Annotated in this window: 14 protein-coding genes and 1 pseudogene; 11 read left to right on the top strand and 4 right to left on the bottom strand. The window is 64.2% G+C overall.

Translation table 11 applies throughout. The annotated features are described in order from the left end of the window. From D3260_RS12295 to D3260_RS12285, 3 genes and pseudogenes are all read left to right on the top strand, one after another. Positions 1-126, top strand: a pseudogene (locus tag D3260_RS12295) (IS481 family transposase); the annotation flags it as partial. Positions 127-477: 351 nt separating this feature from the next. Then, on the top strand, positions 478-816 hold the full coding sequence (gene grxD / locus D3260_RS12290) for a Grx4 family monothiol glutaredoxin (RefSeq protein ID WP_199671492.1): 339 nt from the start codon (positions 478-480) through the stop codon (positions 814-816). Positions 817-877: 61 nt separating this feature from the next. Beyond that, positions 878-1,645 carry a molybdopterin-binding protein gene (locus D3260_RS12285; RefSeq protein ID WP_120098895.1) on the top strand — a complete coding sequence of 256 codons (768 nt, stop codon included), beginning with the start codon at positions 878-880 and terminating at the stop codon, positions 1,643-1,645. Between the two features lie 84 nt (positions 1,646-1,729). On the opposite strand, the gene D3260_RS12280 is transcribed toward D3260_RS12285, so the two are convergent. Together D3260_RS12280 and ppsA are read right to left on the bottom strand one after the other, a co-directional pair. Next, complete coding sequence (locus D3260_RS12280) at positions 1,730-2,764, bottom strand: MBL fold metallo-hydrolase (RefSeq protein WP_120098894.1); 1,035 nt, start codon at positions 2,762-2,764, stop codon at positions 1,730-1,732. Between the two features lie 31 nt (positions 2,765-2,795). Beyond that, on the bottom strand, positions 2,796-5,165 hold the full coding sequence (gene ppsA, locus D3260_RS12275; RefSeq protein WP_120098893.1) for a phosphoenolpyruvate synthase: 2,370 nt from the start codon (positions 5,163-5,165) through the stop codon (positions 2,796-2,798). A gap of 157 nt (positions 5,166-5,322) precedes the next feature. Between ppsA and D3260_RS12270 the strand changes: the two genes are divergently transcribed. Both D3260_RS12270 and D3260_RS12265 read left to right on the top strand, forming a co-directional pair. Continuing rightward, positions 5,323-6,159 (top strand): pyruvate, water dikinase regulatory protein, encoded by an 837-nt coding sequence (locus tag D3260_RS12270; protein ID WP_120098892.1) that lies wholly within the window; start codon positions 5,323-5,325, stop codon positions 6,157-6,159. 40 nt (positions 6,160-6,199) lie between these two features. Continuing rightward, positions 6,200-6,688, top strand: a complete 489-nt coding sequence (locus D3260_RS12265; RefSeq protein WP_120098891.1) for a DUF1249 domain-containing protein — start codon at positions 6,200-6,202, stop codon at positions 6,686-6,688. A gap of 101 nt (positions 6,689-6,789) precedes the next feature. Here the strand turns inward: D3260_RS12265 and D3260_RS12260 are convergent, their stop codons facing one another. After that, a complete protein-coding gene (locus D3260_RS12260; protein ID WP_120098890.1) occupies positions 6,790-8,535 on the bottom strand; it encodes a potassium/proton antiporter in 1,746 nt (581 codons plus the stop codon). A 196-nt stretch (positions 8,536-8,731) separates the two neighbouring features. On the opposite strand from D3260_RS12260, the gene D3260_RS12255 reads away from it, so the two are divergent. The 6 genes from D3260_RS12255 to D3260_RS12230 all read left to right on the top strand — a co-directional run bounded on the left by D3260_RS12255 (position 8,732) and on the right by D3260_RS12230 (position 12,950). Then, positions 8,732-9,559: a sulfite exporter TauE/SafE family protein gene (locus tag D3260_RS12255; protein ID WP_158583523.1), complete on the top strand. Its 828-nt coding sequence runs from the start codon at positions 8,732-8,734 to the stop codon at positions 9,557-9,559. 117 nt (positions 9,560-9,676) lie between these two features. Continuing rightward, on the top strand, positions 9,677-10,321 hold the full coding sequence (locus D3260_RS12250; RefSeq protein WP_120098888.1) for a response regulator transcription factor: 645 nt from the start codon (positions 9,677-9,679) through the stop codon (positions 10,319-10,321). Positions 10,322-10,710: 389 nt separating this feature from the next. Then, the gene (locus D3260_RS12245) at positions 10,711-11,760 is read left to right on the top strand and encodes a DUF72 domain-containing protein (protein ID WP_120098887.1); all 1,050 of its coding nucleotides are present in this window, start codon (positions 10,711-10,713) and stop codon (positions 11,758-11,760) included. Between the two features lie 58 nt (positions 11,761-11,818). Continuing rightward, on the top strand, positions 11,819-12,115 hold the full coding sequence (locus tag D3260_RS12240; protein ID WP_120098886.1) for a DUF3144 domain-containing protein: 297 nt from the start codon (positions 11,819-11,821) through the stop codon (positions 12,113-12,115). Between the two features lie 33 nt (positions 12,116-12,148). Further along, positions 12,149-12,586: a septal ring lytic transglycosylase RlpA family protein gene (locus D3260_RS17935; protein WP_199671491.1), complete on the top strand. Its 438-nt coding sequence runs from the start codon at positions 12,149-12,151 to the stop codon at positions 12,584-12,586. A gap of 46 nt (positions 12,587-12,632) precedes the next feature. Then, complete coding sequence (locus D3260_RS12230; RefSeq protein WP_120098884.1) at positions 12,633-12,950, top strand: DUF1244 domain-containing protein; 318 nt, start codon at positions 12,633-12,635, stop codon at positions 12,948-12,950. 55 nt (positions 12,951-13,005) lie between these two features. Here D3260_RS12230 and D3260_RS12225 read toward each other — a convergent pair whose 3' ends face one another. After that, a complete protein-coding gene (locus D3260_RS12225) occupies positions 13,006-14,412 on the bottom strand; it encodes a sugar porter family MFS transporter (protein ID WP_120098883.1) in 1,407 nt (468 codons plus the stop codon). Positions 14,413-14,454 lie beyond the last annotated feature (42 nt).

Here is a 14,454-nt window from a genome sequence, read left to right as displayed (position 1 = left end):
GCCGATCACTTGCCTTACTGGCTCCACCACTATAACTGGCATCGACCCCATGCCAGCCTCAACCACCAACCACCCGTCAGCCGATTGTCGCTCTCCGTGAACAATGTGGTGGGTTTACACACCTAGGCCAGAATGACGGCCGTACGCGCCCGATGCCTTGTCTTGCAAAAAAAATGATCGCCGGCGCGGCGCACGCGGGACGTGTTATAAACCGGCATAAAAATAGACGATTTTTCGGGTTGATAACGCGCGTGTGCGACAGCACGCGCGCCACGGCCAACGGCCGTAAAGCCATTGCAAATAATAAAGACGGACAAGTGCCGGCGTTTCTTTCGATGGCGTTGAAAACAGCTGACGTCGTCAGCTGTTTGGGTGCCGGATTAATAACAGGCCCTAAAGGCATCGCTCTTGATACGGGCGGGCGTCGACCCACATTAGAGGGTTGACCGATCACCACATCACACGAAGGAACGGTTCATGAGCGCCAAGGCGATGGAAGTCATCAAGGAAGAAGTCGAGAACAATCCGATCGTGCTCTACATGAAAGGCACACCGGACTTCCCGCAATGCGGGTTCTCGGCGCGTAGTGCCGAGGCACTGAAGGCCTGCGGCGTCTCCTTCAAGGCCGTCAACGTCTTCGACGATGAAGAGATCTACCGACAAGGCGTGAAGATCTATTCCAACTGGCCGACGATCCCGCAGCTGTTCGTCGACGGCGAGCTGGTCGGTGGCTCGGATATCGTCATCGATCTGTTTCAGTCGGGCGAATTGAAGCCGATGCTGGAAAAGGCCGTGGCAGGTCACGACGCATCGTGATGCCTGTGCCGGGCGATGAAACATCGCCCGGCACGACCGGATTCATTCGACAGGAATCGTGATGGCGCAGACGGCTGACCCGCGCTCGGTGGGTATTGTTCTGATTGGCGACGAGTTGTTGTCTGGCAAGCGCGCCGACAAACACATGCCGGCCGTCATCGATCGCCTGCACGAACGAGGCATGGAGCTCGCCTGGGCGCGCATGGTTGGCGACGATGCGGCTTTGCTGACCCGCACTTTGCAGGAGACGATGGCCGGCGCTGATATCGTGTTCAGTTTCGGCGGCATCGGGGCCACACCCGACGACCGGACACGTCAATGTGCCGCGGCGGCTGCCGGCGTTTTGCTCGAATACAATGCCGAAGGCCGCGCGATTCTTGAAGACAAGTTCGGCGATCGCGCCTATCCGGATCGCATCCATATGGTCGAATGGCCGGTCGGATCGACTGTCATTCCCAACCCGGTCAATCGTGTGCCCGGTTTCTCGCTGGGCGACCATCATTTCGTGCCCGGCTTTCCGAACATGGCCTGGCCCATGGTTACCTGGGTGCTGGATACGCATTACGCGAACCTGCATGTGGCGGAACGACAGGTCGAGTATCTGATCGAAGTACTCGACACGCCCGAAAGCGCCTTGATCGGCGTAATGCAGTCCGTGATGGACGCCCACCCCGAAGCACGCATTGCCTGTCTGCCCTCGGCAGATGGTCGGCGCGCCATCGAATTCGGTGTCAGGGGGCGCCCCGCGGTGGCCGCCGATGCCTTCGATGCCCTGCACGGCGCATTCGTCGAGGCCGGTCTGCCTCTTGGTGTTGCCACGACGCGCTGATCCAGCCGTCGGCTCGGCTCCGCGCGCTAGCGACAGGCTGCCCGGGCGAGCGCGCCGCGCGCCGCATCAATGCTCGATCCGGAATCAGACGGCCGACTGATCTGTTGTCTCGTAATCCTCGGACGGCGTGACCGTCTGACCGAAATCGGGGACCACGAACTGCGAGTCCGGTACCTCGTGTTGCTGCAGGGCGGCGACCAGATCAATGGCCGGTTGCGCCCGGTCTTCATCGGTCAGCCGGAACGTGCCGAAATGTATGGCCATCGAGCGTCGAGCTCCCAGCAGCTCATGAGCCTGTACGGCTTCGTCGGGATTCATGTGTTGGCGCGCCATGAACCGGCGTGGCTCGTAGGCGCCGATCGGCAGCAGCGCCAGATCCGGCTGGCCGGTGTGTGCTGCGATATCACGAAACAGTTCGGCCCGGAAACCGGTATCGCCCGCGAAATAGAGTCGTGTCGTATCGGTTTCGATCATATAGCCCGCCCAGAGTACGCGATTGCGATCGCCCAGGCTGCGTCTTGACCAGTGTTGCGCGGGCACCGCGGTCAGCCGGATGGGGGTGTGCGTTGCGTTGCCCGGCACGTCGTGGCCTTGCCACCAGTCGAGCGTGACGATCCGTCGCGCGCCGCGACGCGCCAGCCAGCCGTGCAGGCCCAGCCCGGCGACGAAGAGTGGATCGTGTGTGTCGACCAGCCGGCGTACCGTGGCACTGTCGAGATGATCGTAATGGGCGTGGCTGATGACCACGATATCGATCGGCGGTAGATCGGCCCAGGCGATGCCCGGTGGGTGCACGCGTGCAGGGCCGAGGCCGGGAATCGGGTTCACGGTCCGGGCATAGACGGGGTCGGTCAGCAGATTGCAGCCGTCCGTCTGGATCAGCGCCGTGGCATGGCCGATCCACGTGACTTGAGTTCGCCGAACACGCATCGGCGGCCGTGCGCCGGGGCGACGTGCCGGGATGGTCCACGGCGCCAGCTGACGTCGCTCGACCAGCAGCCAGTGCCAGAACGCCCGGCGCGAACGCGTCGGCCGGGCCAGTCCGGGATTGAAAAAGCGCTCGCCGTCGAAATGATCGTGCGGGTGCTCGGGCAGATCACCGCGTCCTCGGCTCAGCAATGCGCGGCGTCTGTTTTGTCGTGTGTCACGGTCAGACTTTCTTGTCAGCCAGATACAGCCATGTTGCCACAACGGTGTCCGGGTTCAGCGACATCGATTCGATACCCTGATCGAGCAGCCAGCGGGCGAGATCGGGATAGTCCGACGGCCCCTGGCCACAGATGCCCACGTACTTGTCGTGACGTTTGCAGGCAGCAATGGCTTTTTCGAGCATGATCTTGATCGCCGGGTCGCGTTCGTCGAACAGGTGCGAGATCAGCCCCGAGTCGCGGTCCAGGCCCAGCGAGAGCTGGGTCATGTCGTTCGAACCGATCGAGAACCCGTCGAAGTATTCCAGGAACTCGTCGGCCAGCACGGCGTTCGAGGGCAACTCGCACATCATGATGATCCTGAGATCGTTCTCGCCGCGCTTGAACCCATGCGAGGCAAGCAGGTCGGTCACGCCCCGGGCTTCGGAGAGTGTGCGCACGAACGGGATCATGATCTGCACGTTGGTCAGCCCCATCTCGCCCCGGACGCGACTCATGGCAGCAAGCTCCAGCTCGAAGCAGGCCCGGAAGTCGTCCGACAGATAACGCGAGGCGCCGCGCCAGCCGATCATCGGATTCTCTTCATCCGGCTCGAAGGCCTCGCCGCCCAGCAGGTTGGCGTATTCGTTGGACTTGAAATCCGAAAGCCGCACGATCACCGGCTTGGGATGAAATGCGGCAGCCAGCGTCGAGATGCCCTCGACCAGGCGATCGACATAGAAATCGCGCGGGCTCGCGTAGCCGGCGATATGGGCATCGATCTGCCGCTTGAGATCGTCGGGCTGGTCGTCGTACTCGAGCAGGGCACGCGGATGTACACCGATCTGGCGATTGATGATGAACTCGAGCCGGGCCAGGCCGACGCCTGCATTGGGCAGGGTAGCGAAATCGAAGGCCCGGTCCGGGTTGCCGACGTTCATCATGATCTTGGTGTCGATCGGCGGCATCTTGTCCAGCGAGATCTCGTCGATCTTGAAATCGACGATGCCCTCGTAGACATAGCCGGTGTCGCCCTCGGCACAGGAGACGGTCACTTCGGCCTTGTCGGCCAGCCGCTCGGTCGCATCGCCCGTGCCCACCACGGCCGGAATGCCGAGCTCGCGGGCGATAATGGCCGCATGACAGGTCCGGCCGCCACGGTTGGTCACGATCGCGGCGGCCCGTTTCATCACCGGTTCCCAGTCCGGATCGGTCATGTCGGTGACCAGGATGTCGCCGTCCTCGACCTTGTTCATTTCCTTGATCGAGGCGACGTTGCGTACGCGACCGGCGCCGACTCGCTGGCCGATCGAGCGGCCCTCGACGAGCACCTCATGCCCGCTCGCATCGAGGTTGTAACGTTCCAGCGTGGTGCTGTTGGACTTCACCGTCTCTGGACGCGCCTGCAGGATGAACAACTGGCCGGTCTCGCCGTCCTTGCCCCACTCGATATCCATCGGGCGTCCGTAGTGGCGCTCGATGATCAGCGCCTGGGCGGCCAGGGCTTCGGCGTCGTCGTCGGTGATCGAGAATCTCGCCTGCTCGGCGGCGTCGACGTCGACGAATTCGGTTGTCTTGCCGTGCGATCGATCGGCGGTATAGACCATCTTGACCGCCTTGCCGCCCTTGACCCGTCGCAGGATCGCCGGGCGGCCGGCGTCGATGTTGTCCTTGTAGACGTAGAACTCGTCGGGGTTGACGGCGCCCTGGACCACGGCCTCGCCGAGCCCCCAGGAGCTGGTGATGAACACGACCTTGTCGAAACCGGATTCGGTATCGATCGTGAACATCACGCCGGAGGCGCCGGTATCCGAACGCACCATGCGCTGGATGCCGGCGGACAAGGCCACCTGGCTGTGATCGAAGCCCTTGTGCACGCGATAGGAGATTGCGCGGTCGTTGAACAACGAGGCGAACACGTCCTTGATGGCCAGCATGATGTTGTCCAGGCCGCGGACGTTGAGGAATGTCTCCTGCTGGCCGGCGAACGAGGCATCGGGCAGGTCCTCGGCGGTCGCCGAGCTGCGTACCGCCACGGCGATGTCATCGTGATCGGCGGACAGCGTCTGAAAAGCTTCGCGAATGTCGGCTTCCAGGGCTGGCGGGAAGGGATGATCCATCACCCACTGGCGGATCGCTTCGCCGGTCTCGGCCAGCGCGTCGACATCCTCGATATCGAGCGCGTCGAGCCGGGCATTGATGCGATCGGCCAGGCCGTCGTGCGCGAGAAACTCGCGATAGGCATCGGCGGTGGTGGCAAAACCGTCCGGTACCGATACACCGGCATCCGCCAGATGGCTGATCATCTCGCCGAGCGAGGCGTTCTTGCCGCCGACCGAGTCGACATTGTTCATCCCGAGCTGGCTGAACCAGATCACGTGCGATTTATCCACGCTTGCGCTCCTTGCAACAGGGCATACCAAGGTCGGATGGCATTCTACACAGCCGTTGCGGCGCTGCGTGGTGGTAACGATTCCCTGCCCGGGCGGCGCCGGGGACACGGTCCGCTGGGGCGTCGACGGGCGGCCAACGGCCGGGCACTATGCCGCGATGAACGATACGAACCAGCCCAGCCGCGCGGTGTTCTTCGTCTCCGATCGAACCGGCATCACGGCCGAGACACTCGGGGCGACACTGCTCACCCAGTTCGACGAACGCCAGTTCCGTCAGTCGACGCTGCCGTTCATCAATTCGGCCGACAAGGCGCGGACTGCGCTCGAATACATCGAACATACCGGTCGGAATCTCGGCACCCGGCCGATCGTGTTCTCGACCACCGTCTCGGACGATGTTCGCGAGATCCTGCGGGGCGGGGCGGTGGTCTTTCTCGACCTGTTCGATGCGTTCGTGCCACAACTCGAGGCCGCACTCGAGGCCAAATCGTCGCATCAGAGCGGCCGGGCTCACGGTATCGCCGATCAGGCGGTCTACGAATCGCGCATCGAAGCCATGAATTTCGCGCTTGCCCATGACGACGGCGTCGGCGAGAACGGCTATGAGCGTGCCGAGATCATCCTCATGGCCCCGTCGCGTTGCGGCAAGACCCCGGTCTGTGTCTACATGGCCATGCAGCACGGCATCTTCGCCGCCAATTACCCATTGACCGAAGACCAGTTCGAATCGAATCGACTGCCGGCGGCGCTCGCGCCGTACAAGCACAAGCTCTACGGGCTGTACATCGCCGCCGATCGGCTGCACCAGATTCGCAGCGAGCGCCGACGCGGCAGTCATTATGCCGCGATCGGTCAGGTCAGCTATGAATTGCGACAGGCCGCCGCCCTCTACAAGCGTCACGGCATTCCTTACGTCGAGACCACCAACCGCTCAATCGAGGAAGTGGCCGCCGTGATCATGCAGGACCGCGATCTCCGCCGCCGATCCTTCTGATGTCATTTGAAAACCGCGGCGCCTGCCTTATAGTCCATCTATGCCGAAATTGAAGCGAAATCACTGGCTCGCGTCTGCTCAGCCGCGCAGTTTCACCGGCCTCATGGGGCTCTACGAGAGCAATTTCCGGCGTTTCGAGCGGCTGGCGCCGGAGCTCGAACTGCCGTTCGAATCGGCGACTTCCCAGGGCGAGGACGCCGTACTGCATCTGCGAGTCATCGAACGCTGTCGCTACACGACCACGGTCAACCTGACCTATTGGTTCGGTGAGGGGGCGGCGGCCCATCCGGATCCGGATCTCACGTTGCGGGTGTATCGTGATGCCGAGCTGGCCGAAGCCATCTATTGCGATGCCCGGTCGCGGTATGCAGCGCTGGCCGGTGTGCCGAACATCGACGAAGACGTGCTTTCGGAGCAGTGGCCACGCAATCTTCTGCTCAACAAGTGGCTGGCCTACTGCCTGGCCCAGGGCCACGGGTTCGGTGGCGCGAACCGGCCGCGTCGACAGCCGGCCGACGTCTCGGGCTGACGTAGCTCCCGGTTGCCGTCCGGCCATCTCGCGGCGGCCGAGATGTCCAATATTCCGTCGCCGGCCCGATCGCATCGCGGCGATCGGGCCGTGCGGGGTGGTCAGGCCTGTTCGATGGCCTTGTCCGGCTCGCGATCGCGCAACTGCAGGCCCAGCTCGGCGATGGCGCCATCCGATAGATCGCGCACGATCAGACGCACCGGGCCGAGCTCGACCACGTCGCCGGCCACCGGGCGTCGTCGCAGGCGCCGGCGGACCAGTGTACCGAGCGTCTGCCCGGCTTCTTCCGCGGTCAGTTCAATGCCATAGACCTGTGCGAATTCGCCGGCGGTGGCCTCGCCGTGCACCGTGAACGGGCCGAAGAAACGGGCCGGTTGGGTCGCGCGGTCGCGTCCCTCGCCGCGGAACAGTCGCCCGAGTTCGGTCTGGAAACGTTGCGGGGCGAGAACATAGACCGTATCGCCCACCGCATAGACGAAGCCGTCGCGCGGGAACCGCAGCCGCTCGCCGCGTGTCGTCGCGATCACCCGCAGCCCGTCGTACCGGGCGAGCGCATCGCCGGCGGTGTTCGCCAACGGCGATTCCTTCTCGATGACATAGGCCAGCACGTGGAAATGGTCGTCGCGTCGCCCGCTCAGCGGGAACGCTGCGATCGGCGCCGGCTCGGGCGGAACTTCCAGGCGCAGTAGCCGGGCCATGGTGCCCAGCGATGTCCCCTGAATGATCAACGACATGAGCACCACGGCGAACGCGATATCGAAGAGGAATTGAGCATCCTCCAGATTGGCCATCAGCGGAAACAGCGCCAGCACGATGGGTACAGCACCGCGCAGCCCCACCCAGGCGATGAAACCCTGTTCGCGGATCGGGAAACGAAACGGCAACAGGCTGACCCAGACGGCCGCCGGGCGAGCGACGAAGATCAGCAACACCGCGATCAGGAACGCCGGTGCGGCATCCGCCCAGATCTGGCTCGGATTCACCAGCAGTCCGAGCACGAGGAACATGCCGGCCTGCGCCAGCCAGGCCAGGCCGTCCATGACGCGGAAGACATGCTCCGTGGCCTGGGCACGTCGATTGCCGACCACGAGTCCGACCAGATAGATGCCGAGAAAACCACTGCCGCCGAGCTGGTTGATGGCCGTGAACGCCATGACGCCGCCGGAGGCGATCAACAGGGCATACAGCCCCTCGACCAGCGGCAGACGGGCGACCAGCCAGGACAGGGCGTAGCCGAGCGCCAGCCCGCCGACGATGCCGATGCCGAACTGTTGCAGCAGTTCGATGACCACGTTCGTGAATTCGAAGGGCCGGCTCTGGCCGATCGCGGTCATCAGATAGGTCACGAGGAAGATCGCCATCGGGTCGTTCGTGCCCGATTCGATCTCCAGCGTCGCCGAGACACGCTCGTTGAGCGTCACGCCGCTGCTGCGCAGCTGCGAGAACACGGCGGCGGCATCCGTACTGGCCACGATCGCGCCGAGCAGCAGACCGTAACGCCAGTCCACGGCCAAGACGTAAGCGATGAACGCACCCGACAGCGAGGCCGAGATGAGCACGCCGACCGTGGCCAGCGACAGGGCCGGCCTGAGACCGACGCGAAACGCCCGGATCGGTGTTCGCAGGCCGCCGTCGAGCAGAATGATCGCCAGCGCGAGATTGGCGATGAAATAGGTCAGCGGCACGTTCGAATAGCCGATCTGACCGATCCCTTCGTTGCCGGCCAGCATGCCGCAGACCAGAAAGATGAGCAGCAGGGGCGGGCCGAACCGGGCGAGCGCGCTGGCGAGCACGCTCAGAAAGAGGATCAGGCCGACGACAAAGAGAATGATGTTGGTTTCGGTCATTGCGCGAAAAGCGTGCCGGATACAGCGCCATTATGGACAGCACGCCCGGTGATGCGTTGCGCGCCGCTTGGATCCCGAGGCAAGCGAGCGGTCGGTGCGGCGCTGTTATGCCTCTTCAAATCGATAAATAGAATATACAAATAATATAAAATGCTATCGAGATTGACAGGGGGCGCTGGTCACAGGCGCCGTGCTTGTGCTGAGTATTGTCTTTGGAATCGTGGTGGGTCTGGCGCTCGGATTGACCGGCGGGGGCGGCTCGATCTTTGCCGTGCCGCTTCTGGTCTACGGGCTGGGCCTGTCGGCGCGCGAGGCGATCGCGATATCGCTGGTCGCGGTGGCGCTGACGGCCGGCACCGGTGTCGTCGAGGCTGCGCGTCGGCGGGTCATCGAATGGCGGGCGGGATTGATCTTCGCGCTGGCCGGGGTCGCGGCCGCGCCGGCCGGCGTCTGGCTGGGGCAGTACGCCGCTGATGGCACGACGCTCGGTGCGTTCGCCCTCCTCATGTTGGCGGTCGCGCTGCGTCTGTTGATCAGGGCGCGGCACGCCCCGGCCGAGGCTGCCGTGATTCGTGCCCGCATCGCGCCCGAGGCCGTGACCGATGCAGGAACGGTCTGTCACTACGCACGCGACGGGCGTCTCCGCCTGAATGCGCCCTGCAGCGCGGCCCTGGTGGTCGCCGGGCTCGTGGTCGGCGTGCTGTCCGGTTTCTTCGGCGTGGGGGGCGGTTTTCTTATCGTGCCGGCCCTGATACTGATCACGGACATGGGGATTCATCGGGCGGTCGCCACGTCGCTTTTCGTCATCACGCTCGTGGGCCTGTCGGGCGTCGTCTCGAACGTGGCAGGCGGACGATCGATCGATCCGGCGATCGCCGGGCTGTTCGTGCTCGGCGGGGCGATCGGCATGATCGGCGGCCGCGGTCTGGCGCGGTATCTGGCCGGTCGGACGTTGCAGCTCGTGTTCGCGATACTCATGGCCGCGACCGGCCTTTTCATGCTGGCCGAGCGGTTGTTCGTCTGAACGCGGGGCGGTCGGCACCGCCCGCGATGGACGGCGAAACATGCGAAAAAATACGGGTTCGCAAAGCCGCCGGGCTTGTTACGATCAAATCTTCGATTCTGCAGCCACGGAACCGCCATGGATGCGCTGGTACACATCGTGGATGACGACGACGCCGTTCGCGACTCGTTGCGGTGTCTTTTGGAAACGATCCCGGTCGATTGTGCGGAATATGCCTCGGGCCATGCGTTCGTCGACCGTTCGCGCACGCCTCATTCCGGCTGCGTGCTGTTGGATCTGCGGATCCCGGACATGAGCGGTCTGGCTGTCCAGCGTGCGATCTGCCAGACCGATCCGCACCTGCCGATCATCTTCATGTCCGGCTACGGCGATGTCGCGGCGACGGTCGAGGCCATGCGGGGCGGCGCCGTGCATTTCCTGGAGAAGCCGGTCGATGACGATCTACTGATCGCCACCGTGCGCGAGGCCATTGACGATAGCCAGGCGATGATGGCCGAACGTCGCCAGAGCGACGAGGCACGCGCGCGCCTCGGCCGCCTGACGCCGCGCGAGGTGGATGTCATGGACGAGGTCGTGGCGGGGTGGTCCAACAAGCATATCGCGCGACGACTGGACATCAGCCCCAAGACCGTCGAACTACACCGGGCCAACGTCATGCACAAGATGTCGGCCGGTTCGCTGGCCGAGTTGGTGCGTCTGCACCTGACCGCCACCGGGGCATCGCCGACGGCGATGGAGAATCGCGGGCCCGCACGGCCCTGAACCGCTAGGGCCTGTTGATGTGTCGTGCGAGTCCGCGCCAAGCGCGCCCTGAAATTGACGATGGGCGGCAAGACGAGGCGTCGCAGGCATAGCGTGTCATTCTGCGCCAGCGTGCTAGAACGCTGTATTGCCGTCGTGTTTTTGATTTTGGGGCGCTTGTCCCGAAGGGCTGGGCCGCCCATGAAACTCGACGATGAGCGCCCTGCGGCGTTGCGAGTCGCCGATCGTGGCACGCCACGATCGGCGACTCGCGCCTTGCCGGACACACGGCGGTCTCTCGACGAAAACGCGCTCGAACGAAACATCAACACGCCCTAGCCGGAAGCACTGCATGGAGCGTCCGCGATCGGGCAGAATAAGCCGCCCGTTTCCATCCTGCGGTCTGAGGCATGGCTGTTGATGCGCCGTCCGGTGCCCGAACCGATGAATTGTTCGATGCCGATCAAGCGCCGCGACCGGGGGTTGCGCCGGTTGTTTCCGATGCACATCTGGGCGGTCTGGCCGACGCCTTGCCCGGGCGTGCCCGTTTCGGCACATCGTCCTGGAATTTTCCGGGCTGGAACGGGCTGGTCTGGGACGGGGACTACGACGAAAAACGGCTGTCGCGCGACGGGCTTGCCGCCTATGCACAGCATCCGCTGTTCGGCACGGTCAGTCTGGACCGTGCGTTCTATCAGCCGCTCAGCGTCGCTCAGTACGCCGACTACGCGGCCCAGGTCCCGCGCGATTTCCGGTTCGTGGTCAAGGCGCCGGCGCGTATCAGCGATGCCCTGGTGCGCGGTACCGGTGGGCGAGCGACAGCGGCCAACCCGGATTTCCTGGATGCCCGAATCGCCCGCGATATCTTTGTCGAACCGGCCTGTCGCGGGCTGGGCGAACGGCTCGGGGTGCTCGTCTGGCAGCTGAGCCCGCTGCCGAGGGATCTGCTCGGCGATATGGCCGGGCTTGTCGCGCGTCTCGATCGGATGCTCGCGACGGCGGCCGAGATCGTGGCCGGTCAGCCCGGTGTCGTGATCGCGGTCGAGGTCCGCAATCCCGAGTGGCTCGGCCGGACGTTCGTGGCCACGCTCAAGGCGCACGGGGCGACGTATTGTCTCGGGTTGCATCCACGCATGCCGCCGATTGCCGAGCAGCTGCCAATCCTGCGGGCGCTCTGGCCAGGGCCCTTCGTGGCGCGCTGGAATCTGAACATGCGACACGGCGCCTACGGTTACGAAAAAGCACGGGCCGATTACGCGCCGTTCGACACGCTCATCGACCCGGATCCGGCCACGCGTGACGCGCTTGCGCGCGTAATCGCCGGGACCACCGGCGCCGGCCAGCCGGCGTTTGTCACGATCAACAACAAGGCCGAGGGCAGCGCGCCATGCTCGGTGCGTGCGCTTGCCGAGGCCGTGATCGCGGCACGTCGGCCGCCGACGGGCGATCCACGCGCATAGAACGCGGTGAATTCGTTATTCTTGCGCGCCTGTCCATGCCAGTCACGGAATCCAATACATGAGTGAAAACAGCCTCACGCCTGAATTTCGCGCACGCGCGGATGCCATCATCGATCTGTTGAACCAGCAGGCCAGCGAGGTGCCGACCGGGCAGGTCAGTGCCTCGGTCATGTACGCCGCGGCCCGCTTCAATGCCTTCCAGGTCGCGGCGACCGCAGAGAACGCCGAGGAAATGGCGGCCGAACGCGAGGCCGCCGTCAATTATTTCACCTCGCAGTACCGCAAGATGTTCGAGGACCACTTCGGCGAATGTCTGAAGCATTTCGATCGCTACACGGGCCGCGGCGGCGACTGAGGCACAGGCATGGGAGCGCAGGGCGCGGTAACGGTGCGCGTCAGACACGCAAGGCGGCCGGCGGCCGGGGCACCGCGCACAGGCGGCGCCGGCCGTCTGCTGCTCGTGGCGGCGTGGCTCGTGCTTCTGGCCGGTTGTGCAAACCATCCGCCGCAGCCTGGGTCGGTCTTTCAGCGCGGCAAGGCGAGCTATTACAGCGATGCGCTGGCCGGGCGACGCACCGCCAGCGGCGAGATCTATCGACCGTCTCGGCTGACAGCCGCCCACAAACGGCTTGCCTTCGGCAGTCGCGTCCGAGTGACCAACCGGCTCAACGGCCGCTCGGTGGTGGTGCGCATCAATGATCGTGGGCCGTTCGCCGGTGGTCGCGTCATCGATCTATCACGTGCGGCCGCGCGGCGGCTGCACATGATCGGCCATGGCGTGGTTCCGACGACGCTCGAACTGGTGCGGACGCCGCCCGCGCGTTGAGACGGCATGGCATCATGGCGTATCGCTTTTTGCAATCAAGCACGTCATGGACGATCAGACCCGTATCGAAGTCGAAGCCGCCGCGTTTCGCGGTCTCGTCAAGCATCTGCAGAAACGCACCGATGTGCAGAACATCGATCTCATGAATCTGGCCGGCTTCTGTCGAAACTGCCTGTCGAAGTGGTATCTCGCCGAGGCCGAGGCCCACGGTGTGGCGATGGACTATGACGAGGCCCGCGAGCGGGTCTACGGCATGCCCTACGACAGCTGGAAACAGGCCTATCAGGACGAGGCCAGCGAAGCACAGAAAGCCCGTTTCGAGGCCAGCCGCGCCGATCACGCGGATACCTCGGCAGGCAATTGAAAGGACGGCCGGCGGCCCGTCGCTGCCGTGTCGGCGACGACGGGCCGGTTCTTCGTCAATTGATGCCGATCCGGCGCAGCGGCTTGCCGGCCATCAGATTTTCTTCGATGCGCTCCAGTGAGATCCCCTTGGTTTCGGGGATGAGCAGGAGTGTGAAAACGATGAACAGGAAATTGAGCGCGGCATAGAGCCCGAAGGTTCCGGCATTGCCGGCGACGTTGAGTAGGGTCAGGAACGTGGCGCCGATGACCATGTTCGAGACCCAGTTCGTGACCGTCGAGCAGGTTACCCCGAAATCCCGGCCCTTGAGCGGCTGAATCTCGGAGCACAGAATCCATACCATCGGCGCGGCCGACATCGCATAGCTGATCACGAACAGGCACAGCAGACCGATGGCGACATACTGGGCCGAGGCGCTGTCCAGGCCGTATTCATAGAGCGTGCCCAGCAACACCATGCAGATGCCCATCACCGAAAACCCGGTGTAGAGCAGCGGCTTGCGCCCCAGGCGGTCGACGAAACCGATGGCGATGAACGTGGCCAGCGTCATCAGCAGGCCGATCAACACCGTGCCCCAGAGCTGTTCTCGAGCACTCGCGTAGCCGGCCAGTTCAAGAATGTGGGGCGCGTAGTAGAGGATGACGTTGGCGCCGGTGAATTGCTGCATGAACTGCAGCAGCATGCCCAGTCCGGTGGAGCGCCGGAAATTCCGGTTGCGTTTGAAAAGCGACCAGCCGGCCTCGGACAGGTTCGCACTCTTGCGGATCAGGTCGATTTCGGCATCGATGCGTCTCGCGTCGTCGCCGCGCAGCTGTGCCAGGACCTGTCGTGCCTCGTGCTCGTGGCCGGAGTCCATCAGCCAGCGCGGGCTGCGCGGCAGGGCGGCCATGCCGATCACCATGGCCAGTGCCGGCAGGGCGATGACGCCGAGCATCAGGCGCCAGCCGCCCAGGTCGACGAATACGGCGTTGACGAGATAGGCCGCGAGAATGCCGCCCATGATCATCAGCTGATAGAACGAGATCAGCCGGCCGCGGATGTATTCCGGTGCGATCTCGGACAGGTAGATCGGCGCGATGTAGGACGACATGCCGACCGCGATCCCGAGCAGGATGCGGGCCCCGACGAGTGCACCGGGCGACCAGGACAGGGCACAGGCGATCGCTCCGAGGGCGAAGACGAGGCCGCTGATGAGCAGGGTGCGACGACGACCGTAGCGCCGCGAAATGGTGCCGCTGCCGGCGGCACCGATGGCCGCGCCCAGCATCATGGCGCTGACGATCATCTCCTGCATGAAATCGCTGATCGCGAACGCGTCCTTGATCAACGGCAGCGCGCCGGAAATGACGCCGATATCCATGCCGAACAGCAGGCCGGCGAGGGCGGCAACGAAGCCGATGGTCCAGATCGTGCCGCGAGCGGCGGGGGTACGCTCCGGCGCAACGGTCTGTGATGTGCTCATGGGTTTCCTCCGTGGACGCAGGGGCGCTGCGCTCGGCGGAAA

Origin of the sequence: Salinisphaera sp. Q1T1-3 (assembly GCF_003602005.1) — a bacterium.
Lineage (GTDB): Bacteria > Pseudomonadota > Gammaproteobacteria > Nevskiales > Salinisphaeraceae > Salinisphaera.
Note: the sequence above shows the minus strand (reverse complement) of the source record. Positions and strands in the feature narration are given on the sequence as shown.

Coding starts and splice junctions, on each gene's coding strand:
- D3260_RS12225 (WP_120098883.1), bottom strand. CDS start 14,412: ATGAGCACATCACAGACCGTTGCGCCGGAGCGTACCCCCGCCGCTCGC.
- D3260_RS12265 (WP_120098891.1), top strand. CDS start 6,200: ATGCCGAAATTGAAGCGAAATCACTGGCTCGCGTCTGCTCAGCCGCGC.
- D3260_RS12245 (WP_120098887.1), top strand. CDS start 10,711: ATGGCTGTTGATGCGCCGTCCGGTGCCCGAACCGATGAATTGTTCGAT.
- D3260_RS12285 (WP_120098895.1), top strand. CDS start 878: ATGGCGCAGACGGCTGACCCGCGCTCGGTGGGTATTGTTCTGATTGGC.
- D3260_RS12260 (WP_120098890.1), bottom strand. CDS start 8,535: ATGACCGAAACCAACATCATTCTCTTTGTCGTCGGCCTGATCCTCTTT.
- D3260_RS12230 (WP_120098884.1), top strand. CDS start 12,633: ATGGACGATCAGACCCGTATCGAAGTCGAAGCCGCCGCGTTTCGCGGT.
- D3260_RS12240 (WP_120098886.1), top strand. CDS start 11,819: ATGAGTGAAAACAGCCTCACGCCTGAATTTCGCGCACGCGCGGATGCC.
- D3260_RS12250 (WP_120098888.1), top strand. CDS start 9,677: ATGGATGCGCTGGTACACATCGTGGATGACGACGACGCCGTTCGCGAC.
- D3260_RS12270 (WP_120098892.1), top strand. CDS start 5,323: ATGAACGATACGAACCAGCCCAGCCGCGCGGTGTTCTTCGTCTCCGAT.
- grxD (WP_199671492.1), top strand. CDS start 478: ATGAGCGCCAAGGCGATGGAAGTCATCAAGGAAGAAGTCGAGAACAAT.